General features: G+C 37.9%; 22 protein-coding genes. 9 read left to right on the top strand and 13 right to left on the bottom strand.

Annotated elements, in window-relative coordinates; genetic code table 11:
* Positions 1-57 precede the first annotated feature (57 nt).
* Positions 58-888 (bottom strand): inositol monophosphatase family protein, encoded by an 831-nt coding sequence (locus tag F985_RS22080; protein ID WP_004705337.1) that lies wholly within the window; start codon positions 886-888, stop codon positions 58-60.
* Between the two features lie 121 nt (positions 889-1,009).
* A complete protein-coding gene (gene dxs, locus F985_RS22075; RefSeq protein ID WP_004705336.1) occupies positions 1,010-2,914 on the bottom strand; it encodes a 1-deoxy-D-xylulose-5-phosphate synthase in 1,905 nt (634 codons plus the stop codon).
* 303 nt (positions 2,915-3,217) lie between these two features.
* On the opposite strand from dxs, the gene ribA reads away from it, so the two are divergent.
* The 3 genes from ribA (at position 3,218) to aroE (ending at position 5,872) form a co-directional block, all read left to right on the top strand.
* Positions 3,218-3,820 (top strand): GTP cyclohydrolase II, encoded by a 603-nt coding sequence (gene ribA, locus F985_RS22070; protein ID WP_001121170.1) that lies wholly within the window; start codon positions 3,218-3,220, stop codon positions 3,818-3,820.
* A 127-nt stretch (positions 3,821-3,947) separates the two neighbouring features.
* Positions 3,948-4,898: an oxygen-dependent coproporphyrinogen oxidase gene (gene hemF, locus F985_RS22065; RefSeq protein WP_004705334.1), complete on the top strand. Its 951-nt coding sequence runs from the start codon at positions 3,948-3,950 to the stop codon at positions 4,896-4,898.
* Between the two features lie 185 nt (positions 4,899-5,083).
* Positions 5,084-5,872, top strand: a complete 789-nt coding sequence (gene aroE / locus F985_RS22060) for a shikimate dehydrogenase (RefSeq protein WP_004705332.1) — start codon at positions 5,084-5,086, stop codon at positions 5,870-5,872.
* Between the two features lie 47 nt (positions 5,873-5,919).
* Here aroE and F985_RS22055 read toward each other — a convergent pair whose 3' ends face one another.
* The gene (locus F985_RS22055; protein ID WP_004705330.1) at positions 5,920-8,268 is read right to left on the bottom strand and encodes a hypothetical protein; all 2,349 of its coding nucleotides are present in this window, start codon (positions 8,266-8,268) and stop codon (positions 5,920-5,922) included.
* A gap of 256 nt (positions 8,269-8,524) precedes the next feature.
* Here F985_RS22055 and F985_RS22050 point away from each other — a divergent pair, with 256 nt between their 5' ends.
* Positions 8,525-10,348: an acyl-CoA dehydrogenase C-terminal domain-containing protein gene (locus tag F985_RS22050; protein WP_004705328.1), complete on the top strand. Its 1,824-nt coding sequence runs from the start codon at positions 8,525-8,527 to the stop codon at positions 10,346-10,348.
* Positions 10,349-10,417: 69 nt separating this feature from the next.
* Here F985_RS22050 and F985_RS22045 read toward each other — a convergent pair whose 3' ends face one another.
* Positions 10,418-11,077 carry a hypothetical protein gene (locus F985_RS22045; protein WP_004705325.1) on the bottom strand — a complete coding sequence of 220 codons (660 nt, stop codon included), beginning with the start codon at positions 11,075-11,077 and terminating at the stop codon, positions 10,418-10,420.
* A gap of 241 nt (positions 11,078-11,318) precedes the next feature.
* Here F985_RS22045 and F985_RS22040 point away from each other — a divergent pair, with 241 nt between their 5' ends.
* Positions 11,319-11,573: a PspC domain-containing protein gene (locus F985_RS22040; protein WP_004705323.1), complete on the top strand. Its 255-nt coding sequence runs from the start codon at positions 11,319-11,321 to the stop codon at positions 11,571-11,573.
* Between the two features lie 69 nt (positions 11,574-11,642).
* Here F985_RS22040 and F985_RS22035 read toward each other — a convergent pair whose 3' ends face one another.
* The 4 genes from F985_RS22035 to F985_RS22020 all read right to left on the bottom strand — a co-directional run bounded on the left by F985_RS22035 (position 11,643) and on the right by F985_RS22020 (position 15,465).
* Positions 11,643-12,743, bottom strand: a complete 1,101-nt coding sequence (locus F985_RS22035) for an HPP family protein (RefSeq protein WP_004705321.1) — start codon at positions 12,741-12,743, stop codon at positions 11,643-11,645.
* A 132-nt stretch (positions 12,744-12,875) separates the two neighbouring features.
* The gene (locus F985_RS22030) at positions 12,876-13,673 is read right to left on the bottom strand and encodes a TIGR03915 family putative DNA repair protein (protein ID WP_004705319.1); all 798 of its coding nucleotides are present in this window, start codon (positions 13,671-13,673) and stop codon (positions 12,876-12,878) included.
* A gap of 3 nt (positions 13,674-13,676) precedes the next feature.
* Positions 13,677-14,939, bottom strand: a complete 1,263-nt coding sequence (locus tag F985_RS22025; RefSeq protein ID WP_004705317.1) for a putative DNA modification/repair radical SAM protein — start codon at positions 14,937-14,939, stop codon at positions 13,677-13,679.
* Between the two features lie 109 nt (positions 14,940-15,048).
* Positions 15,049-15,465, bottom strand: a complete 417-nt coding sequence (locus F985_RS22020) for a lysozyme inhibitor LprI family protein (RefSeq protein ID WP_004705316.1) — start codon at positions 15,463-15,465, stop codon at positions 15,049-15,051.
* A 29-nt stretch (positions 15,466-15,494) separates the two neighbouring features.
* Here F985_RS22020 and F985_RS22015 point away from each other — a divergent pair, with 29 nt between their 5' ends.
* The 3 genes from F985_RS22015 to glyS all read left to right on the top strand — a co-directional run bounded on the left by F985_RS22015 (position 15,495) and on the right by glyS (position 19,056).
* Complete coding sequence (locus F985_RS22015) at positions 15,495-15,920, top strand: hypothetical protein (protein WP_004705315.1); 426 nt, start codon at positions 15,495-15,497, stop codon at positions 15,918-15,920.
* An 89-nt stretch (positions 15,921-16,009) separates the two neighbouring features.
* The gene (glyQ, locus tag F985_RS22010; protein ID WP_002044989.1) at positions 16,010-16,987 is read left to right on the top strand and encodes a glycine--tRNA ligase subunit alpha; all 978 of its coding nucleotides are present in this window, start codon (positions 16,010-16,012) and stop codon (positions 16,985-16,987) included.
* Positions 16,987-19,056 (top strand): glycine--tRNA ligase subunit beta, encoded by a 2,070-nt coding sequence (glyS, locus tag F985_RS22005; protein ID WP_004705314.1) that lies wholly within the window; start codon positions 16,987-16,989, stop codon positions 19,054-19,056. The genes glyQ and glyS overlap by 1 nt, the downstream gene beginning before the upstream one ends.
* A 58-nt stretch (positions 19,057-19,114) precedes the next feature.
* Here the strand turns inward: glyS and F985_RS22000 are convergent, their stop codons facing one another.
* The 5 genes from F985_RS22000 to F985_RS21980 form a co-directional block, all read right to left on the bottom strand.
* A complete protein-coding gene (locus F985_RS22000) occupies positions 19,115-19,837 on the bottom strand; it encodes a retron system putative HNH endonuclease (protein ID WP_004705313.1) in 723 nt (240 codons plus the stop codon).
* Positions 19,834-21,399, bottom strand: a complete 1,566-nt coding sequence (locus F985_RS21995; RefSeq protein ID WP_004705312.1) for an AAA family ATPase — start codon at positions 21,397-21,399, stop codon at positions 19,834-19,836. Before F985_RS21995 ends, F985_RS22000 begins: the two co-directional genes overlap by 4 nt.
* 1 nt (position 21,400) lies before the next feature.
* Complete coding sequence (locus tag F985_RS21990; RefSeq protein WP_004705311.1) at positions 21,401-22,339, bottom strand: retron St85 family RNA-directed DNA polymerase; 939 nt, start codon at positions 22,337-22,339, stop codon at positions 21,401-21,403.
* Between the two features lie 290 nt (positions 22,340-22,629).
* Positions 22,630-22,917: a YciI family protein gene (locus F985_RS21985; RefSeq protein WP_004705310.1), complete on the bottom strand. Its 288-nt coding sequence runs from the start codon at positions 22,915-22,917 to the stop codon at positions 22,630-22,632.
* A 36-nt stretch (positions 22,918-22,953) separates the two neighbouring features.
* Positions 22,954-23,856: a DMT family transporter gene (locus tag F985_RS21980; RefSeq protein WP_004705309.1), complete on the bottom strand. Its 903-nt coding sequence runs from the start codon at positions 23,854-23,856 to the stop codon at positions 22,954-22,956.
* A gap of 108 nt (positions 23,857-23,964) precedes the next feature.
* Here F985_RS21980 and F985_RS21975 point away from each other — a divergent pair, with 108 nt between their 5' ends.
* Positions 23,965-24,831, top strand: a complete 867-nt coding sequence (locus F985_RS21975; protein WP_004705307.1) for a LysR family transcriptional regulator — start codon at positions 23,965-23,967, stop codon at positions 24,829-24,831.
* Positions 24,832-24,858: the final 27 nt, after the last annotated feature.

Raw genomic sequence — 24,858 nt, 5'->3', positions numbered from 1 at the left:
TTAAAAAGTTAAAACCCTCTATAAAAAGAGGGTCTTAACAGAGAAACTATTTCTAAATTATTTTGCAGCTTTGTCCCAAGCAGGAACAACGGTTTGCATTAATGGCTTTAACATTTTAAGTGAACATGCGATCACTTGACCATTTTCAAGTGAATCATTGCCACCACGAGCATCAACGACTACACCGCCCGCTTCTTTAATAATAAGCTCGCCAGCAGCGATGTCCCATGGTTTTAAACCAAGTTCAAAGAAACCATCGAAACGACCAGCAGCAACATAAGCCAAGTCAAGAGCAGCTGAACCACCACGACGGATTTGAGCACCCGCTTGAGTCACTGCTAATAATGATGCGAAATGTTGTTCTGCATAAGATACGATCTCACCATCACGTTTGGCACGGTAAGGATGGCCTACTGCCAAGAATGTATTTTCTAAGCTATCTTTTACATTTACACGAATACGGCGTTGGTTCATAACCGCACCGCGACCGCGACTTGCAGAGAACAATTCGTCACGCACTGGGTCGTAAATTACGCCGTGCTGAGTAACGCCTTTATGTTGAACTGCAATAGAAATACAGAAATGAGGGAAACCATTAATAAAGTTTTGCGTGCCATCAAGCGGGTCAATGACCCAGCACCAGTCTGCATCGTGGCCTTTGCCTTCTTGCATACCAAACTCTTCACCTAAGAAGCTATGGTTTTTATAACTTTTACGTAATGTATCAATCGTTAATTGTTCCAAATAACGATCTACACGTGTTACTGGGCCATCAATGCCTTTCTCTTCAACTTGCAAATCGAGTTTATGACGATTTTGATGCGCTTTTAAAAGCTCTTGACCAACTGTTTGAGCCGCACGCGCAGCCATAACCACCATAGGTTCCATTGAACACCCACTACAATACAAATTTGAAGATTTTGACAAAGAATAATGCATAAAAGCGCATACATTTTAGCAAATGAATGCGCTTTATGGGAAAAAATGTTTCAAATTTTTTGTGAAAGGCTTAAACGACCTGATTTTGCTTAAGCCAAGCTCTCTCAATTGAGTTCAAAATACCTTTCGTATCTAGACCACAATCTTGCAGCATTTGATTATGTGAAGCCTGATGTAAGAAAGAGTCTGGCAAACCTAAGTTAATGATAGGTTTAACAATTTGTTCTTGTGCCATAAACTCATTCACTGCACTGCCTGCACCCCCCATAATCGCATGTTCTTCAACTGTTACGAATAAATGAGTATGCTCAGCCAAGTCTCGAATGATTTGTTCATCAAGCGGTTTTACAAAGCGCATGTTTACCACACGCACACCGACATCATGTTTTTGTGCAAGTTGCTCACCAGCTTCTATAGCAACCATGACACGGCTACCAAACGCTAGAATTGTAATTTGCTCATCATTGTTTGCATTAATTTCTGCAACGATTTCAGCTTTACCTAATTCAAGAATCGTCATTTCTTTTTGAATTTCGACACCAACACCAGCACCACGTGGATAACGTACTGCGGCTGGGCCATTGTAGACATAAGCAGTATGAAGCATTTGACGACATTCATTTTCGTCTTTTGGCGCCATGATCACCATATTCGGGACAGTACGCATATAAGCATAGTCATAAGCACCAGCATGAGTTGGGCCGTCTTCACCCACTAAACCTGCACGGTCGATTCCGAAAGTTACATCAAGGTTTTGTAAAGCAACATCATGAATAAGCTGATCGTAACCGCGCTGCAAGAATGTTGAATAAATTGCAACAACAGGTTTGAGCCCTTCGCAAGCCATACCAGCCGCAAGTGTTACAGCATGCTGCTCTGCAATGGCTACATCAAAGAAACGCTGTGGAAATTGCTTGGCAAATTTAACCATGCCTGAGCCTTCACACATCGCAGGTGTGATCGCAAGCAGACGTTCATCTTGAGCAGCTTCATCACACAACCATTCACCAAATACATCGGAATACTTTGGTGGAGTTTTGCCACCTGAGGTAGCATTTATTTTACCAATCGCATGGTAAGTAATCGGGTCTGCTTCAGCAGGAGCAAATCCTTTTCCTTTCTTAGTATAAACGTGTACTAAACGCGGTCCTTTACGTTTTTTGAGCGCGTTAAAAACTTGAGCTAATTGAGTAACATCATGCCCATCAAATGGACCGAAATAGTCAAAACCAATTGCTTTAAATAAATTATCTGCTGCATCGGTTGCTGATTGGTGTAAGCGAGAGTTATAAGTCCATTTTGGGTGTGGCTGAATGTAAGCCTCACCATGTTCATCTACATTAACTAAATGACCCTTTTCCCAAATTGCAGCTAAATGCTTAGCGAAGCCACCCGTACTGCAAGAAATTGACATGTCATTGTCATTGAGTACAACAATCAAGTCAGCATCATGTGCAACAGCATCATTCATCGCTTCAAAAGCCATGCCCGCAGTCATTGCCCCATCACCCACAATACACACCACTTCACATGGGTCATTTTGATAACGGCGTGCAAGTGACATGCCCAAGCCAGCAGAAATAGCTGTTGATGAGTGCCCTACCCCAAAGGTATCAAAAACTGATTCTTCTCTGGCAGGGAAAGCTGCTAAACCATTTTTTGAACGGATAGTGGTAATTTGTTCACGACGTCCAGTCAGGATTTTATGTGGGTATGCTTGATGTCCCACATCCCAAACTAAACGGTCATTTGGTGTATTAAAGCAATAATGCAGCGCAACCGTCAGCTCAACCACGCCGAGGTTAGCACCGAAATGGCCACCACTCTGGCCTGCTGCATATAAAATATATTGACGCAACTCATCAGCCACTTGAACCAGTTGGCTATGCTCGAGCTGACGTAATTGTTGAGGATGATCAATTGCATCTAACAATGGCGTAACAGGGCGTTGAGTTGGAATTTCGGTATACAACATATGTGGCAAAGCCTTTATAAGCCTGGCAAATCCTAAGCTGGGTCAAAATGGGTCGATCATACAATCGAATGAAGTCACCTTCAATCAGCCACATTTGCGAACGAGATCATGCAAAGCAGTCTCTCATACATTATGGGTATGGTTGGCAGATTATCCTGAATAATCTGACTATTTATCAACTATTATCGTCTTCTTTATACAAAAAAGAAAACCTTAGTGTGCAAAATGATTATGACAATTCGACCAATCTCCCAGCATTACGCTATACTTTAAACCGTTTTCGGTTAAAAGATGAGTTAATCTGTGCCTATAGAGTTCATTGCAACATCAAAACTCCCGACCGCTTTTGGTGAATTCAATATTTCTGTGTTTCAAGATCCAGCAACAGGTGAAGAACATGTGGCACTTTCTAAAGGGTTAGAAAATCCGCCAACAGGCCCTGTTTTAGTCCGTGTACATTCTGAATGTTTAACAGGTGATGCTTTTGCGTCATTGAAATGTGATTGTGGTCCACAATTGCAAGCGACTCAAAAACTCATCAATGAAGCAGGACAAGGCGTAATTTTATATTTACGCCAAGAAGGTCGTGGAATTGGTTTAACCAATAAAATTCGTGCTTATGCCCTACAAGATCAGGGACACGATACAGTAGATGCCAATTTGCTATTGAATTTACCTGCCGATGCACGTCGTTACGATATGTGTAGCATTATGCTCGACCACTTAAAAGTAAAAGAAGTGAAGTTAATTACCAACAATCCTTTGAAAATTCAGGCACTCAAAGATCAAGGTATTAACGTTGTAGACCGTGTACCGTTAACCGTAGGTCGTAATCCTTTTAATGAACAATATTTAAAAACCAAACGCGAAAGAATGGATCACCTTTATCAAAAAGATGATTTTTGATTTCAGGTGTAAAGTTTAAAAACAATGTTTAAGGGATTTTTTCAAGATTTAGAAAAAATCCCTTACTTTTTTTATGGTTTTATGTTTTGATGTATTTAATTTATATCAATCATCTTTGAGGGTCATTATGCAACATCAGACTTCCACAGATATTCAACGTGTCCGCGAATTTCTCCTCGATTTACAAGCCCGTATTTGCGCTGGTTTAGAACAACAAGAAAAAGCTGGCGGTGGTACGGCAGAATTTATTATTGATGATTGGGAACGCCCAGAAGGCGGCGGCGGTCGTTCACGTGTGCTGCAAAATGGTACAGTGATCGAAAAAGGCGGCGTGATGTTTTCTCACATCAACATTAGCAAACTTCCTGCATCTGCTACTGAACGTCACCCTCAAATTGCAGGTGCTAAAGCTCAAGCACTCGGTGTTTCTTTAGTTATTCACCCTAAAAACCCAAATATTCCAACCTCTCACGCAAATGTCCGTTTATTCGTTGCAGAACGTGAAGGACAAGATCCAATTTGGTGGTTTGGTGGTGGTTTTGACTTAACGCCATTTTATCCAGATGATCAAGATGTTCTAAATTGGCATCAAGCTGCTTATGACCTATGTAAACCTTTTGGCGACAATGTTTACAACGAACACAAGCAATGGTGTGATGACTACTTTTATTTAAAGCATCGCGACGAACAGCGCGGTGTCGGTGGTTTATTTTTTGATGACTTAAATTGCTGGGATTTCGAAACTTGCTTTAAATATATTCAAGCTGTAGGCAACGGTTATTTAAATGCCATTTTGCCAATTTTCGAAAAACATCGTGAACAGCCGTATACCGAAGCTCAACGAGAATTTCAACTTTATCGCCGCGGCAGATATGTTGAATATAACTTGGTTTATGACCGTGGTACTTTATTTGGTCTACAAACAGGTGGCCGTATTGAGTCTATTTTAGTGAGCTTGCCTAACTTAGCTGCATGGTCATATCGTCCTGAATGGGATGAAGACTCTCCAGAGAAGCGTTTAACTGACTACTATTTAAAACCGCGTGATTGGTTAGGTCTAAAAGAAAAAGTTGCTTAATTTTTTTTGTTTTGGGGATTCTTTGGCTTCCACCCTAAAGAATCTCCTTTTTTATTTTTCAACTTTTCTGACACCCTCCTAATATTTTTTCTTGTGCCAATTTGACTTATAGTGAGGCCTGCTGAATATTCAGTATAGGATAGGCTTTATCTGCTTTACGCCATTTTAAAATTTTGGATACAAGAATGACCAAACAGTTTGCAGTAATTGGCAACCCGATCGAACAATCACGCTCTCCTGAATTGCATCATGCTTTCGCTAAAAAAACAGGTGTTGATCTCGACTATCAAAAACGACTGGCCCCTCTCGATGGCTTTGAATCAAGTATGCGTGGCTTCTTTGCAGAAGGCGGAAGTGGTATGAACGTTACCGTTCCGTTTAAAGAGCAAGCTTTTGCTTTATGTGATGTGTTAACTGAGCGTGCCCAAATTGCTAAAGCTGTAAATACGTTATGGATGGAAAATGGCAAATTGCATGGTGACAATACTGATGGTCAAGGCTTAGTTGCCGCAATTCAAGCATTAGATTGGAATCTTGAGAATACAACTATTTTAATTTTAGGGGCTGGTGGTGCAACTCGTGGTGTTATTTATCCACTGGTACAGGCTGGTGCTAAAAAGATTGTGATTGCAAATCGAACTCTGGCTCGTGCAGAGCAACTTGTAGATGACTTAAAAACAGCAGTTCCGCAAGCTCAACTACAAGCTATTTCTCTAAATGACTTAGAAGGGAATTTTGATATTGTAGTTAATGCGACTTCTGCAAGCCTTTCAGGCGATGCTCTACAACTTCCTGAAAAATTAAAATTCAAACATGCTTATGAGATGGCTTATGGCAAGCCATCTAGTTTCCTAGATCAAGCTAAACAACGTAATGTGCCTTATGCAGAAGGTTTTGGCATGTTAGTAGGCCAAGCGATTGAAGCTTTTTATATCTGGAATGGTGTAAGACCAGACTTAAGAGATTTCTTATAAACAAAAAAAGAACCTACTTAAAGTAGGTTCTTTTTTTATCTCATTGACTATTTTTTAGCAGCGACCATTTGCTTATAAACATCTCGGAAAATTTCATAATCAATAAATTCATTATGTTCAGGTTTTAACTTCTGAATTGTTTTTTCCGTAAGCTGTTGTTTACGAGCTGCCACATAAACGTTCCCTAAAATATCAGCCGTTTCTGATAACAAATGTTTTTCTTCAGCAGAAACACCGTTTTGTTTTTCAAACTCTAACTGATACTGTTTTGAGAAAAGTTGGGCAGGCTGTTTATATTGCTTCTGTAGTTTCTGCCAAGCTTCACGCCCTGCTTTACCTTGCATGGTCTCTATTACAATATGATCTACAGCACGACCTAACTCATGGTCAAACTGCTCATCTTGCTCAAGATGATGCTTTTTCTGTAAAGCTGTAATGCGTTCTAAGGCTTTTCCTTGAGGATTATAGGTATCTTCTTCTGAGAACCAGTAAGCATAAACCTCAGCAATTTCTTGTAGCTGTTGAACAGAGTAATACTTAATATATGACGGTTTTTCAGCAGTCAATTTGGCAATAAATACTGCTTTATAAGTTTTGTCATAGGCATGCGTTGCGTCATAGGTTTTATCTGCAAGTACAGCCAGATTTGCATCTAGATCTTGTACGTCACTATGCGTGCCCACAGGATGCTCTAACACATCACCTTGACCGAGTTTGTCACCAAAGCCTTTAATAAAGTTTTCTAGCATAGAACCTTTACTTGCTTCAGCTACAGATTTGGCTTGTTTAAGTTGCTGTTGATCAATTGAGGTCGCTTTACCATAGTTTAAAATTTGCATATCAGCTTTAATATTGAAGCTATGTTTAAACTCGGCTGGCGTATAAGCAACATCATAAGCCATGTTCACTGCACGGCCTTTGTCATCTAAAGCCACATCAATCGTGATTGGATTTCTTTGCTTCGGTAAAGCTTGCTCAATCTCAGCTTTATGTTTTAACCATAAAGCTTTGAAAGCTTCATCATTGATAAACTGGTTTTGGTTATAAGCTTCAAACGTTTGTTTTAAAGCGTCTCGGCGAGACTTAGTTTGAACTTTTTCAGCACTTGCAGCGCTCTGGTCTAGCACATCAATGCCATAAACTTGGCAATAATTAATATCACCTAAAGCAACAGGTTTCTTCAGTGTTTTTAATTCAATACATTGATCTTCAGTGAGGGTTACAACATCTTCAGCTTGTGCATCTTGTACACCATCTGCAGCAGCTTCTTCACTGGCATCTTCGTCTTCAGAAGCCGATGCATCTGCAGCTTCAGGAGCTTGCGCCGCCGCACTTAAATTATCTTCACCTTCATCATCGGATGAAAGAGCACCATCAAAATGTGCGTTGATTAAACTATATAATTCCTGACTTACAGCAGCAGCATCATCGGAAGAAACTTTTTGTTCTTCCTTACTAGCCGCTCCTTTTTTTGCTTCAGAAGCAGCAAGCTCAGTTGCTACCTTTTCTGCCATCTTTTCATTATCGAAGCCTAAAACACTTTTTTGAAGGTATTTATCATTGACCTGACCATACAGCTCAACTTCTAAAAGCAACTCTTCAATCGTAGTTTTCAAACGAATTTTATCAACAGCCCCAGCCTTACGATCAGTATCTGTCAGAGATACACGTTGTAAGTTTTGCGGGTCAGCCAAACGATATGACACTGCACTAGAAGCTTTAAGATATTCAACAAACTTCTTCATATCGACATTTCTAAAGAAGTCTTTGTACTTTGAAAAATCAATGTAAGTTAAATTGTTTTGATTTTCTTTATTGACTAAATACGGCATTAAACCGAAGTAATTTACATAAAACTTATAATTTTCTAAATCAAGCACCATTGGCAATTTTGCCTGAACCAATAGCGTTGGCTTTTCATATCTGGCAGTTAGGTTAAATGAACCCATTTTTTGACGATAATGAATTGAACCGTCATAGCTAAATTGAAGATCATTTAATAAATTAATTAATACGGCATTTACTTTGTCAGAACGTGCTGATGAGGTCAGTCCCAAATCGCCTTGTTCATTTGCAATAGCCGCATAGAGGGTTTGTTTCTGTGCTTTACTTAAGCCAACCTTTTGCTCACGTAGGTACTGATCGACTTTCTTTTGTAATTCAGCATCAAGCTTAGGTGTATTTTCAGCTTTTGAATTTTGCTTTATTTGTGATGGATCAACCGTAATTTTAAAGTTTCCGCGATAATCATAACTTGGATATTCATACATCGCGTTAACGCTTTGGATAGCTTTTTGCTCTAAATTCGCAGATGCCAATTGCGGACGCACACTGTGTTGCGCGCACGCCGTCAAGCCCAAACTAAATAAACATAAACTGAGATATTTTAAATGCATAACCTTTTTTAAAACCTTATCGCTTTATCTTTTCAGCAAAACTTGCTAAAAATAAAAAATTAGTTGTTTTTTCACATAAAAGTATAAGACCTGACTTTATCAGAAAATATAATTTACGGTGTATTTATTTTCGACAAAATTCGCTTTTCTGACATTCTTTTCGGGTGTGATTAACATTGTATTTTTATCATGCGAGTGAATAATCAAATCATCGATTGAGATAATCCCACAATGATTCAAAATTAGGATTAAAGCCATGCCAGCATATAAAGCTCCCCTACACGATATCCGCTTCTTAATGAATGAAGTACTAGATTATCCTGCTCACTATAAAACTTTATCAAATGGTGAAAGTGCAGATCCAGATACTGTAGATATGATTCTTGAAGGTGCGGCAGATTATTGTGAAAACGTACTGTCACCACTTAACCAATCTGGCGATGAAGAAGGTTGCCATTTTGACAACGGCGAAGTAAAAACGCCAAAAGGTTTTAAAGAAGCTTATGACCAGTTCGTAATGGGTGGCTGGCAAGGGCTTTCTTATCCTGAAGAGTTTGGTGGTCAAGGCCTACCAATGTCTCTAAACCTGATTAAATCAGAGATGATGGGTACTGCAAACTGGTCATTTACCATGTATCCAGGATTAAGCTCAGGTTGTATGAACACGATTTTGCAATTCGGTACAGATGAGCAAAAACAAACGTATATGCCTAAACTTGTTGAAGGTACATGGAGCGGCACAATGTGCTTAACCGAACCTCAATGTGGTACAGACTTAGGCCAAGTAAAAACTAAAGCTGAACCTCAAGCAGATGGTACTTACAAACTCACAGGTACAAAAATCTTTATTTCTGCAGGTGAACACGATTTAACTGAAAACATTATTCACATCGTACTTGCTCGCCTTCCAGATGCACCAGCTGGTACACGTGGTATTTCTTTGTTTATCGTACCTAAATTCATGCCTACAGCAGATGGCGGTGTTGGTGAACGCAATACCGTAACTTGTGGTTCAATCGAACACAAAATGGGTATTCGTGCTTCTGCAACAGCTGTACTCAACTTTGATAATGCAACAGGCTACTTAATTGGTGAAGTAAACAAAGGCTTACATGCAATGTTTACTTTCATGAACACAGCACGTATTGGTACTGCAGTTCAAGGTATTGCACATGCTGAGTTATCTTTCCAAGGTGCTCTTCCATATGCTAAAGACCGTATGTCTATGCGTGCGCTATCTGGAAAGAAAGATCCAGATAAAGTTGCTGATGCAATCATTCACCACGCAGACGTACGCCGTATGCTTTTAACTCAAAAAGCAATCGCTGAAGGCGGTCGTGCAATGATTTACTATGCTGCGCAAATTGCTGACAAAATGACAGATGCGTTAACACGCGGTGATCAAGCTGCTTTTGAAGACTACGATGACAAACTTGGTTTCTATACACCGATCTTAAAAGGTTTCTTAACTGAACTTGGTTTAGAAGCAGCCAACCACGGTATGCAAGTTTACGGCGGTCATGGCTATATTAAAGAATGGGGTATGGAGCAAATCGCACGTGATGCACGTATTGCGACCCTATACGAAGGAACAACTGGTGTTCAAGCACTCGACTTAATTGGTCGTAAAGTGTTGTTAAGTTCAAAAGGTAAAGTAGTACGTGAATACACTGCTGAAATCTTAAAATTCTGTGCTGCTCACGCACGTAATAAATACTTACGTCGTTTTGCTTGGGACTTAACTAAGCTTTGTGCTCAGTGGAACACTTTAACAGTTCGTATCATGCTTGCTGCACGTAAAGACCGCGACATCGTGTCTTCTGCTTCTGTAGATTTCTTAATGTTCTCAGGCTATGTCATGATGGCTTACTTCTGGGCTCAACAAGCTGTGATTGCTTCTGAAAAATTAGAAGCTGGCAACGGTCAAGAAACCCCTGAGTTCTATAAAGCAAAAATTAAAGTTGCTGATTTCTACTTCGACCGTTTATTGCCACGTGCACAAGGTCATGCAGAATCGATGGTAACTACATCTCGCACACTTACTTCATTACCAGTTGAACACTTTAGCTTCGACTACTAATGATTTGTAAATACTTAAATTAAAAGAGCGCAATTTATATTGCGCTCTTTTTTTATATTTAAATTAACTTTATTCTTTTTTAAGGATATAAGCTTTTGTAGGAACAAAATAATTTTGTTCTAGAAACTCACGATTTTTACCATAATCACTATAAAAGAGTTTTTCTAAATTTACCGATAAAATTCGTTCTGAATCAATATTAAAATAGAAATTCACATCTGATGCGGGGCAATGAATAATTAAATTATGTTCTACATTATCTACTTTCCACGTTAAGTTAGGACACAATTGATTTACAACCGCACTTTTAGCGCCATCTTTAGTACCTATACGTCCGTAATGAACTACATTCCAGTAGGCAGAACCATCAGCTAGTAAATTTAAAATATATTCAGCTTCCCCGTTCTCACAATCAGCAAAAGCATCTGTACAAGATATGCGAGTATGATAACGTCCAACATACTGTAACGATGAGGCCGACAATTTTTGTAAGTGGCCTTGTGAATTATTTGGTAGAAAAGTCCGACCAGCAGCAGCATCTAAAGTTGTTACTGCCGAGTTATTTTTTATAGCGTCATTTTCATGCTTTGAAGCTGTCGTGGATACACTGGAATGATCTTTCGATTCCGCATGGTTTACATCGCAGGCAGTTAACCCTATACCTAGGATAATCATTAAACCTAAATGCTTTATTACAAAACCAGACTGCTTCAAAGATATATACATCATTTAAATACGACAGCAATGTTACAAGTTTATCTTTAATCCAAGAACTATTTACCTATATAAATAAGATTTAGCCCTGAAAAAGTGCATTTTAGTTGATGTTTCTTTCATTCCTTTAAATCGTTTACATATTTTAACCATTTTTAGTTTTATTAAGACTTTAACTTGGTAATTCGATCTCCATATCTTTATTAAACAAGTGAATAAATGATTCCTTGTAGTTTATATATTTGAGGAGAATTAGATGGCCAATTCTGGTTTATATCGCTCGAACCGACAAAGCATGATCGCCGGTGTAATGGGCGGTATTGCTGAACGTTTTGGTTGGAACGCAAATTTATTACGCATTATTTTCGTATTGGTTTCGGTAATGAGTGCGGCTTTCCCAGGGATTTTAGTTTATCTCGTTTTATGGTTAGTCATTCCTAAAAGACAGCCTGAACAAGTCCAAGGTTATCAACAACCTGTTCGTACTGTACGAGAAGAACAAATACATTAAATAACTTAGTTTATTTTGGTCGCTACGGTTGCATCCCCTAATCAACCGTAGCTTTTTTTATTCTTAAAATCACAATTTTCGATTTAACTGTTGCTGTAATGCAGCAATCATATCTGCACGGCTAATCATTCCTATAAGCTTACGATCTTCAACAACAGGAATGTAGTTAAAAGACTTTTCAACAAAGTATGGCACCAAATCTTGAATAGGTTGGGTTGGTAGTACAGTAACCACTCGACGACTCATGATCTGCTTTACATAATGCTGCCAAGAGTTTCTTGGATCGGCTGCGCCTTTAAACCATTCTACGACTTCATAGAGCGCTAAAGTTCCGACCAAATGGTTTTCTGCATTGACCACAGGTAAGCTCATCAAGTTCACTTGTTTAAACTTATCGAGTGCTTGGTGAATATCGTCGTCTTCATGCAACTTAATCACATCATGACTCATAATATCCTGACAGATATATTGGTTCACCATGCGTTCATTGGCATGTTCTTGCGCTTCTAAAATGATTTTTTCTAAGTCGTACTGGCTGATATCTAACAGTTCAGTGTGATGCCCTAATGCATACTCAATATCTTTTAGCTGAATCGATACTTTCTGAGTAGGCGTTGGATCCTTACTTCGCTCATTTAAATGTGCGGTAACAGGATAATGTCGCCCAATCAATCGATTGAAGAAAACAGCAAACCCAAGTAGCAGTAACGAGTTGAGTAAAACTGGATAAAGAATGAAATAAAAACCTAATTTATGAATTGCAGCACCACCCAGTACAGCCGTAATTGCAACTGCGCCACTTGGTGGGTGTAACGAGTCGGTGGTCATCATTAAAAAGATGGCAAGCCCGACAGCCACACTAAAAGCCGTAGTTAAATCAGGAATCCACTGTGCACAGGCAACCCCAATAATGCCAGCTAAAGTATTACCAACAATCACGTTCCATGGTTGAGCCAATGGACTGGTTGAAACTGCAAATAAAAGAACAGATGAGGCACCCATAGGCGCGATGTACCAAGCATTAATTCCGCCAAGAACATACCAACTAATTAAGGAAGAAATTGCTAAACCACATAGTGCTCCAATACCGCAAAGCAATCGCTCTTTTAGTGGTAAAACCTTAAAATTCGGCTTTAAAATCTGTAACCATTCTCGCTGTATAACACTCACAGTACACCTTTGGGGATATGCCGTTATTTATAACGGGCAAAAGTATACGCCCAAAGCCGTATAAAATGCATTTAAATTATATCTTTTAATTTTCAGAGAATTTATTGAAGTTATTCTTACTATTTTAAAACTTTAATATTCCATCAATTTTTCATTTAAGTAGCGCCAATACCGCTTCGGCAAATACTGCACATGAAGTTTTATATTCTGGCGTTCTGTAATATTTACGCTCTTGAAATAATCTTTCCAAAGTTGATCATACAAAACTTCTTGTTCATCTAGCTCAAGTTGAAAGCTTTGACTCATACCATTTTTTAAATTACGGTCAACTTCAGAGGCTTCGAGTGAAACTTCATGTATTTCACTTAAATCATAATAAATACCAAACTTACGTTGCTCGTCATAAATGAGCCAACGCTGATCTTGATAACGCCGTTTAAAATGAGGCTGAATAAGTGGTAAAACATTAAAATCGGGACGTACTAAACTTAAAAAAAGCTCATCTTTAGTTTTCTTAAAGCGAATAAAAGCCTCCATTCTATGCTTTTCTCGCCCGACTTTTTTCGTCCACTGCGCAATCGCTAAAACACTTGGCTGCGAATAATCTTTTTCTACAGACGAATGATTACTAAACACATAAATACAATAATTAAATAAATGCTGATAGGCATCTAAAGATTCAGATAGATAAGCAAAATAAAATTGTTTTAACGAAGAAGATGAAAGCTTTTTTTGTAGCGCAGACCACACACGTTCGGCATGTTGCTCATTATTTGCAACCTCAATTTTATCGGTAAATAAGCCATGCTGAGCTGCATCATTCAGACAGAGTTTGACCTGTAATTCTTTAAATTGAAATGCACGAAAAACACAGCTTAGCAGCCCAACCATTGAACCATCAAAATAGTAAGCAACTTCCTCATTAAACATGGCCTAAAACCCAAGGCTTAATTGTGGCGAGAGTTGCTGCACATATTTCGAAGATCCCTGCGTTAAAATCTGCTGTCGAATGTACCCAGAAGATAGTTCCTTTTGGAATTTTGGACTGTCTTCACAGCGAATAAAGAATTTTGCACGCTGGTAGGCCACGCCTAATTTTTTAAGTAAATCGATATGGATTTTTCCAAAACGGCGAGCCTGCACAATTTTCTTGGCCGATTTCACCCCAATGCCCGGCACACGCAAAATCATTTGGTAATCGGCACGGTTTAAATCTACTGGAAACTGTTCAGGATGCCTTAAAGCCCAGCTTAATTTCGGGTCTACATCAAGGTCTAAGTTTGGGTGTTTTTCATTGACGATTTCATTGACCTGAAAACCGTAAAAACGCATCAACCAATCGCTTTGATAGAGCCTATTTTCACGAAGCAACGGCGGTGCAGAACCCACTGCTGGCAAGTAATTATTTTCGGTATTAATTGGGATATAACCCGAAAAATAGACGCGCTTGAGTTTAAATTCTTTATAGTGCTTGTCTGCCATAAACAAGACATCTTGGTCTGACTCTTGATGGGCCCCCACTACCATCTGGGTGGTCTGCCCTGCTGGTACATATTTCGGTACATGCTTAATGATTTGTCGCTCATCTTTAAGCTGAATGAGCCTGTCCCGGACTAGTCCTAAATCTTTTTGTACTTCCTGATGTGATTTTTCTGGCGCAAAAGTTTTTAGTCCAATTTCGGTCGGCATCTCTAAATTAATACTCATACGATCAGCATATAAACCTGCTTCATGAATCAGTTCAGGCGATGCTCCCGGAATGGTTTTTAGATGAATATAACCATTAAAGTTTTCTTCAAGACGCAACTTTTTCACGACTTGAAGCATACGCTCCATCGTATGATCCGCCGATTTAAAAATGCCTGAGCTTAAAAATAACCCTTCAATATAATTACGGCGGTAAAAATTAATAGTTAAGTCTACGACCTCTTGCACCGTAAATGCTGCACGCTGGACGTCATTAGAACGGCGTGAAACACAGTAGGCGCAGTCAAAAATACACACATTACTAAATAGAATTTTTAAGAGAGATACACAGCGGCCATCTTCAGTATAGGTATGGCAAATACCCGAATGGCTGGCATCCCCTAGACCTTTATCTTTGTTTTTACGGTCACTGCCACTTGATGAACAAGACACATCATATTTAGCAGCATCAGCAAGAATCTGTAGTTTTTCCCGAATGCGATCAGACATATCAAACGACTCATTTGTGGCATCGTTTAAAAAATATCATGTCGCATTCTTAAATTTAATCTAGTGAAGTACGGTCAGCGTCATGAGATGACGTTTAAAATGAACTAGCTTAATTAACGTATTCTTCAAGCTGCTTTACACGCTTTTCATACTCTTGCATTGGGCAATACGAATACATCGGTGAGCCAATGTATGAACCTGCATTATTACATTCCTGATCTACATAGGCTTTCCAAAGTCGCTGAGATTTTAAAATATCTTGGTAACGTTCTGGCTGTTTGTATTCTTCGCTTTGTGTACGAATTTGATCAATGAGAGCAACAATTTTTTCTTCATAAGTCTTTTTAGCTTTATCAGAACAACTATACACAACCATGTTATTAATGCTTTCAAGCTTCATTTCTTTAATAGTCTGGTCTACACATTGGTTGTATTCATCTTGCTCATCAGTTTCGGTTTGCGCATATAGCCATGGACTATAAAAAAGACTGGATAAAACTATGAGTTTGCAACAAAATTTCAGCATAATTAATTCTCGATTCTATAATTTTTAATATGCTTCAATATAACAAAAAAATGATTATTCACGCACTTGCGCTTGCACCTATCCCATTGCTAAGTTTATCTGCCTTAGGGGTAATGACATTAAATGCTGAGTTCAACCTTTATTCGATTGGAGTTATTTTTCTAGCCCATTTCTTATTTTATTTACTTTTTTATGGCCTTCTAGTTATTCCTTTCGCATATATCATTTCCTATTTTCTCGCCCGTAAAAGTCGTTTAAATCTGATGAATATTTTCATCAGCGCAACTACGATCTGGATTTTGATAAGCCCTATTGCACGTTTGATTTTTGTCGGATCATTTCCTTCTCCTTGGTGGGATATTTATAAGATTTACAGTTTTTATCTCATGATTTTATTTACCGGTTTTTGCTACTGGTTAAGCTTGAAGTGGCTAAGCCGAAAACAAATAGGCTAATCGCGCATTCCTTTGATTAAGCCTTTGCCACTCACCCACAAAATCCTTATACTTAGGGGCAATTTTTCTCATAAATTCGTGGATGCTACATGAGTCGCGCCATCTCGCATATTGATACATTTCAGGGTTTAATTCTTGCCCTACAAAACTACTGGGCCGAACAAGGCTGCGTCGTATTACAACCTTACGACATGGAAATGGGCGCTGGAACATTCCACACCGCAACATTCTTACGTGCTTTAGGGCCTGAGACTTGGAACGCGGCATACGTGCAACCTTCACGTCGTCCAAAAGATGGCCGCTATGGTGAAAACCCGAACCGTTTGCAACACTACTACCAGTTCCAAGTGGTACTTAAGCCAAACCCAGACAACATCCAACAGCTTTATCTCGATTCTTTAAAAGCAATCGGAATTGATACGCTTACTCACGACATCCGCTTCGTAGAAGACAACTGGGAGTCTCCAACTCTTGGTGCTTGGGGCTTAGGTTGGGAAGTTTGGCTTAACGGTATGGAAGTGACTCAGTTCACTTACTTTCAACAAGTCGGTGGCGTTGAATGTTACCCTGTAACAGGCGAAATCACTTATGGTTTAGAACGTCTTGCAATGTACCTTCAAGGTGTTGACTCGGTTTATGACCTTGTTTGGACCAAAGGCCAATTCGGTACTGTAACTTACGGCGACGTATTCCATCAAAATGAAGTTGAGCAATCCACTTATAACTTTGAATACGCTCCAGTTGAAAAACTATTTGAACTGTTTGATTTTTATGAATCAGAAGCAAATCGTCTAATAGAAGCAAAACTTTCTCTTCCTGCTTATGAGCAAGTGGTTAAAGCGTCTCATACCTTTAACTTGCTTGATGCACGTGGCGCAATTTCTGTGACTGAGCGTCAACGTTACATTTTACGTGTACGTACTTTAGCGCGTGCTATTGCACAAAGTTATGTACAAGCACGTGCAGAGCTTGGCTTCCCAATGGCAGAACCACACTTACGTGATGAAGTATTGGCACAGCTAAAAGCACAAGCTGAAAGTGAAGCAGCAAAGGCGGAGAAAAACTAATGAGCAAACATACTGTTTTATTCGAACTTGGCTGTGAAGAACTTCCACCAAAAAGCTTAAAAACATTACGTGATGCCCTAAAAGCTGAAACGATAAAAGGCTTAAAAGATGCAGGCTTAAACTTCGCATCAATTGAAGCTTATGCAGCTCCACGTCGTTTAGCACTTAAAATTGTTGATATCGATGCTGCTCAGGCAGACACACAAAAGCGTTTTGATGGCCCTGCTGTTCAAGCAGCTTATGATGCAGAAGGCAAACCGACTAAAGCGCTCGAAGGCTTTATGCGTGGTCAAGGGATTACAGTTGATCAGCTTTCTACTTTCCAAGCAGGTAAAGTTGAAAAAGTTTGTTATTTAAAAGATGTGAAAGGTCAAAGTCTTGATGCTTTACTTCCACAGATTTTACAAACTGCATTAGACAATTTACCAATTGCTAAGCGTATGCGTTCTGCGGCAAGCCGTACCGAATTTGTACGTCCAGTGAAATGGGTTCTTTTACTCAAAGATGACCAAATTGTTGACGCGACTATTCAAGATCATAAAGCTGGCAATGTGACTTATGGTCACCGCTTCCATGCACCTGAAGCAGTGACTTTAGCGCATGCAAATGATTATTTAGCTGCTTTAGAAAAAGCTTACGTCGTTGCGAACTTTGAAAAACGTCAAGCAACCATTCAAGAACAAGTGAAAAAGTTAGCTGATGAAGTGAACGCAACTGCGATTGTTCCAGCCGACTTACTTGACGAAGTAACAAGCCTCGTTGAATGGCCTGTAGCTTTACGTGCAACTTTTGAAGAACGCTACTTAGCTGTTCCTCAAGAAGCTCTTATTACGACAATGCAAGACAACCAGAAGTATTTCTGTTTGATCAATGCGGAAGGTAAATTACAGCCTTACTTCATTACTGTTTCAAATATTGAGTCTAAAGACCCGACTCAAATTATTGAAGGTAACGAAAAAGTTGTTCGCCCTCGTTTGTCTGATGCTGAGTTCTTCTTCTTACAAGATCAAAAGCAACCGCTTGCATCTCGTAAAGAAAAATTAGCAAACATGGTATTCCAAGCACAACTTGGTACGCTTTGGGACAAATCAACACGTATTGCAAAACTTGCTGTTGCATTATCTTCAATCACTGATGCAAACACAGCCGATGCTGAAAAAGCTGCATTACTTGCTAAATGCGACTTAACCTCTGAGCTTGTAGGTGAGTTCCCAGAACTTCAAGGTATTGCTGGTACTTACTACGCACGTATTGAAGGCGAAAACACTGAAGTTTCAGAAGCTTTAGGTGAGCAATATTTACCAAAATTTGCGGGTGATGTTTTACCTAAAACTAAAACAGGTACAACGATTGCTCTTGCTGACCGTTTAGATACGCTTGTTGGTATTTTCGGTATTGGACAAGCGCCTACAGGTTCTAAAGACCCGTTTGCACTTCGTCGTTCAGCAATTGGTATTTTACGTTTAATCATTGAAAATGAATTAGATGTAACAATTGAAGAGTTAGTAAATCTTGCGCTTCAAGGTTATGGCGATATCGTTAAAGACCACGACAAGACTCGTGCAGATGCTGTTGCATTCTTGGAAGGTCGTTATCGTGCCAAGTACGAAGACCAAGGCGTTGCTGTTGACGTACTTCAAGCAGTTCAGGCTCTTGCACCGAAGTCTCCACTTGATTTTGACAAGCGTGTAAATGCTGTAAACCACTTCCGTACATTACCTGAAGCTGCGGCACTCGCTGCTGCAAACAAACGTGTTGCTAATATTCTTGCAAAAGAAGCGACACCAGAAGGTTCTGTAGTCGAAGCAAACTTGGTTGAAGATGCTGAAAAAGCATTATTTGCCGAACTTCAAGCAGTGACTCCTGCGGTTGAACCATTACTTGCAGCAAAAGACTACACTGCTGCCCTTTCTAAGCTTGCAGCACTTCGCGCGCCGATTGATGCATTCTTTGATGGTGTAATGGTAATGGCAGATGATGCTGACCTAAAAGCAAACCGTTTACGTTTATTGGCTCAGTTACGTCACTTGTTTACTGCTGTAGCTGATGTGAGTGTGTTACAGGGTTAATATTCTTTAATAAAAAACCCGCCTTAAAGCGGGTTTTTTTATTTCCTAGATTTTCATTTTAATAAGAAACAAAATCTAATTTACATGTATAGAACTTCATACCACTATATGTATTTAAAGCTAACTCAGTTTTTAATTCATCCAATGCCTGTTGTTCAGATAAGCCGCCTTCTCTTACTTTTCGAGCAAATTCAGCCTTAAGAGTATCCCTAACTTTACCTCTTGCTTTTAACAAATAAGACTTTTCATTCAAATTAAGTTTATCAATCGACCCTTGTGCTATTTCTTTGAAATCTTCAGGACATTGGTCGGAAAGAATAATTTTTCCATTAGTTTCAAAGGTAAAAAGTTTCTCATTTTGTGGAATTTTTAAAGGATTTAAAATCTGTTCGGTCCAGATATTTTCACCTTTTACAGCATCGCAATGTAAATGCGGAGCTGTATAACGATTATCATCAATATGGTTCATAGAACCACCATGACAACAACCTAATAAATTACTCCAAGTTAAATGAGCATTTTCTAGAGTGATAGGTATAGGCGTTTTAGATTTTGGATATAAGTGCTCGACCCTAAAATCTTTAATTGGACTCTCATCAGAAATTTCAAAATCTATTTCACAGTAACAACATATTCCGCTCTGATCATTTTTAATAATGTCACAAACATTTTTATAACTAACTTGATCTTCATTTTTGAAATCTTCCCACGTAGCGTCTGGATTTTCTGCAAGATATCTTGCTAATCCTTCAGGACATTCTGATTTAGTTATGTGTTTCATTTTTTAGATCTTTTAAATTTTTTTAGAGAAATTTCAATATCAAGTTTATCTAATTCAATTTCCTTGTTTTTCCCCCATTGATCTAACTTAAACCGTAAATTTTTAGCCTCCTGTGAATCCCACTGATCAGCATTTACTAATTCAGTATATCTTTCTAACCATTGAACTTCGTCAACATCTTTAGGTCTTGCATTTACATCAAAAACATCTTCCAAGACTACATTAGACTCAGCACCTTTTGTAAAGGTAGGAATATGATACCCAAATTTCTTTGTTTCAGAATCCATATAAATGGATCGAATACATTCAGGTTCAACAGTAGTTATCACATGAGGGCTATGAGTAGTAACAATAAATTGAATATTTGGAAAAGATTCTTTTAGAATTAAAATAATTTTTTGCTGCCAACTTGGATGTAAATGTAGCTCAACCTCATCAATTAAGACTACTCCTCTACCTCTAAAAGGCAATTCAGATGTATCGTTAAGCAAAAGTAGTCTTCTTGCAATATCTCCTAATAATCCTAATAAAACTCTTTGCCCATCAGAAAATTGATGTAAAAAAATAATTTCATCTTTCAAATGGCAAGCAACCTTATCGTTACCATCATCTTCATTAATAAGTTCAATACGGCTTAAATCTGGATAGATTTTCCTAAATAACTCTTCTAAGAATTCAATCACATTTTTGGACTTATTTTTTGTATTGTCAGGATAAAATTTAAGAACAGTTATTAATTCCTGATACAACTCATTCATAGGATGGTTCTTTTTATCTGCTCCCGTCTGCAATAAAAAATCCACTTGAGCTTGAACTTTAAGTTTTTCACTATCATTACCCACACTATTACGTGTCTTTAATAACTTTATTAACCATTCATTAAATATATTAAATGAAGCTTTAGAATTTAAAGATCCATCATAACCATCAATTTTATCAGAATCGGAAAATTTCGCTTTTGTTATATCTTTAGGTAATCGATCAATTCCATAAAAAGCCAAAAGAGGTAAATTTAAGCTCTTATATTCATTTAAAATTCTTAAATATCTTCCTATAGTACGATATTGTGTAAGCTCACTTTTTAAATCACTGGTAATTCCTTCTGGTGAGCGTGCTATTCGGCCTTTGAACTTATAAGAGCTTCCTATCTGAAATTCACAATCTATAAAAGCACCTTCCTCTTTAATTTGATTGTTAATTTCATCTTTATCAATTGTGCCACCATTTGAATTCTCTTTTCGAGTAGTTGCCGCTATCCACATTAAATTTTTACGGATAGATTCTAATAGACTTGTTTTTCCAACCCCATTTTCTCCGAGAAATACAGTCAAGTTTTTATTAAAGTTAATTTTTAAGTCTGAAATTTTTTTAAAATTTGAAATATTTAAAGTATTTAAGAAAAAATCTGAATCAAGAATTTTAATAATAGCCTCAAATGCTTCTTGTGTTTTTTCCTGACTTTTTTCAAAGTCTTTTGTACCATTTTTATAATTTAAAAACACTTGGACTGCGGCTTCAAAATTCCCATCTTGCGCATTATTAAGCAAATGACGTGCACTCATATTAGTTTCCTATCCGAATCTCTTGAATTACAGCCGCTGTATATTTCTGCTCTAATGAGTTTAAAAACTTAGGCTCCACATATTGTATAAAGGCTAAATAACCTTTTAGATAATTTAAATCTTGAGGATCTACTTTTTGTTCAATGAAAGCATGCACCAAATGCTTAATATAACGTTTCTTAGCTCGTCCAATAGAAACTGAATTTTCATTTGTAATGGTTAAACCTGTTACATGCCTATTATGCTTTCTTGAAGAAAAAACAGTCTTGAATTGATTAATCTGAATTTTTTGTCCATAAATTTTTAATAATACCTTTTTTACAAAATTAGGCACACTAAAAAGTACAAGCGCGTTACTAGTTGAAAAAGTCAAATCGTCTGCATAACGTGTGTAAGTTATATTATTTTTTCTACAAAAATCACTTATTTCATTATCAAATGAATACATCAAAAAATTAGATATAAAAGGAGAACTAGGTGCACCAATACTAAGCACAAGTTTTTTTGAATATTTGCTTGGCCTCCAAAACAATATTTTTTCTAATAGTTCTTTATCAAACCAATCAAAATCTATGTTTTGTCTCTCACATGCATGCCAAAATAAACTAGGTGTAATTGAATTAAAAAAATCCATAAAATCCATTTTAAGAAAAAAGGAATTTTGGGAATGTGCTTCCGCATTTTTCTTTATATCCTTTCCTTTAACATATGCCATACAACAATCATGAAGAAGCAAATCAGTTTGAAGAATTGATATTACAAATCTTTGATAATCTTTTAATTCAGAAATTGGTTGAGCTATGATTCTTGTTCCTGAAGTTCTTTTAGGTATTTCATAAACTTTATATTTTCTCGGAGCGTCATCAAGAAATTGAAATAATTCAAGCGGTGTCTTATTAAATTTTAATTTTAATTTTTCTAAAATTTCAACTCTTGACATACATTGGCCTAAATTTAAAAGTTTAAAGGGAGAACTTCCCCCTTTAACTTGATACTCTTTACTTTAGAGCAAAAGTTTCAATTGTTTGCGAATTCGCATGAGCGAAGAATTGAAACTTTTGTTCTCCAAATGTGGTCAATAAATTAGAGTCTGGCTAAACACCCGACTAGACTTGTTAAGTCCTAAAAGCTAAAGAGCAAAAATATGATAAGGCACTGCCCTATTGCAGACAATAAAAATTAACTAGTTTTAACTAATTTTTTCTAAAAAAAAATCAAATAGATGCTACATTAACTACAAAATTCTTTAATTTCTTCTAAACTTTTCGATGGCTCAAACCACATAAAATCATAATCAGCTACATCATGTATATAAAAAGGATCATTTTTCATGATTTCTTCGGCTTCTTGAACCGAAGAGCTTAGAACTAAAATCACCCCACCTACTCTATTTTCGCGACGTCCCGATGCCAGAAATTTCTTTTGCTCATAGTAATGATCTAAAAATGCAATATGATCTTTGAGTACAGCATCAACTTCGGTCAATGGTTTTTTATAGGTCAAGGTAACAACAATCATCTCATTCTCTTAAAGCAAGTAGCGCATTACATATGCTTATTCGATAGTACGCCTATTCCCCCAATTCATCCATACCAAACTCCCCACAATAATTACCCCACCCAGAAGCACCATTATTGACGGTTTTTCATTTAAGAAAAGCACTGCCAAACTCATTGCGACAATCGGTGAGCAATACAAAAAATTCGATGCAATCGTTAACGGCATATTTTTAAGTACATATCCCCACAGCACATAAGCCATTGCACTTGGGAAAATACCCAACAAAACCACTGACATATTGGCTTGCCAAGTAGCATGTAAAATTTCACTAGGCAAATGGGCACTATAAAATAGTAAAGGAATGGTCCCGAACCAGATGATGTAGCACATCATGCTCAAAGCATCATAATTTAAAGCAAATTTTTTATATAAATTAAAATAAAGTCCCCATGCAATTGCGGCTAACACAATCAACAGACTATAAGGACTTGGCACACCCAAACCATGATCTCCACTAACCACCAACACGGCGCCGCAAAGTCCCAACAAAATACACAACCACTGTTTAAAACTGATTTTTTCTTTAAAAAGCAAAGCTGAAATAATAAAGGTGAATAGAGGAATGGATTGACTCAAAATACTAGAGGCAACCGCAGTTACATATTGCTGCCCTGTATTTATAAGCAAATGATGCAACGTTACAGAGAAAAATCCTAACACCCCAAGTGCAGGAACATCTTTCCACGTTAAAGGCTGTATGCCTTTTTTCATGACCAAAAGAAGTAAGAAAACGGATGCGATTAAAAACCGAAGCAAGTCAATATGCTGCGGTGTATATGAGTGCAAGGCACTATGTACGCCAATAGGTGAATAGCCCCAACAAAAGACGGTCACAGCAATACATAAATAGAGCTTAAATGCGGGAGGCTGGGTCTCGGCAGCAAGAGAAATTGCCATGTTAAATCTGCACTAGTGAAATGGAACACTTTCATCATATGCGCATGGATAGTTGAATAAAATTAACTTATATTAAGTCAAATATTCATTAAAAGTGAATGATAAAACATGGATATCGCACAGTTAAAAATGTTTCAGACCGTGGTTGAATGCGGAACAATGGCTAAGGCATCAATGCAACTACATTGTGTACCCTCCAATATCACAACGCGCATTAAACAACTCGAAGAAGAACTCGGTGCACCGCTGTTTTATCGGGAAGGAAAAAGTTTAAACCTCACTCCATCTGGAGAAATCTTTCTTAATTATTGCCATAAAATTTTAGCGCTATGTGATGAGGCGAAACGTAGTATTCACCCTGATGCACCGCCTTCTGGTCCACTCAAAATTGGAGCGATTGAATCGTCTGCCACAACACGTCTGCCTAGCTTACTTGCGAAATATCATCAGCGCTATCCAGAGGTTTCCATTCAAATTATTACTGGCACATGGAAACAGCTATTAGTCGATATTTCTCAGCATAAACTTGATGGTGCAATTGTCGCGGGTAATATTGAATTTCCAATGTTAAATAAGCTCGGTATTTATCAAGAAGAAATTATTTTAATTGCCCCAGAATCTTTCGGTGAAATCCACTGCCAAGAAGATTTGATTGGTAAGGAAATTTTTATGTGGACGGAAGGCTGCCCTTACCGAGCTGCTCTTGAAGAATGGCTTAAGCTTAAAAATATTTCGCTTCCAATTACGAGTATTACCAGTTATGCCACCATTATTGGTTGCGTGAGTGCAGGCTCTGGTGTGTCTTTAGTGCCGAAGAGTCTTTTTGAGCAATATAAAAATTTAACCAATATTCGAGGCTATAAATTTGAACATCTTGCCTTTATGCAAAACCATTTTTTCTGGCACAAAAATGTAAGCAATCACAAAGCGAGAGATATGTTTTTAGACTTAATTAAGTCTGAATTTATCGTTTAGATTTTTGCCTGAAACAAACTATCCATG

Origin of the sequence: Acinetobacter seifertii (assembly GCF_000368065.1) — a bacterium.
Taxonomy (GTDB): Bacteria; Pseudomonadota; Gammaproteobacteria; order Pseudomonadales; family Moraxellaceae; genus Acinetobacter; species Acinetobacter seifertii.
This window is presented reverse-complemented; position numbering and strand designations above follow the sequence as displayed.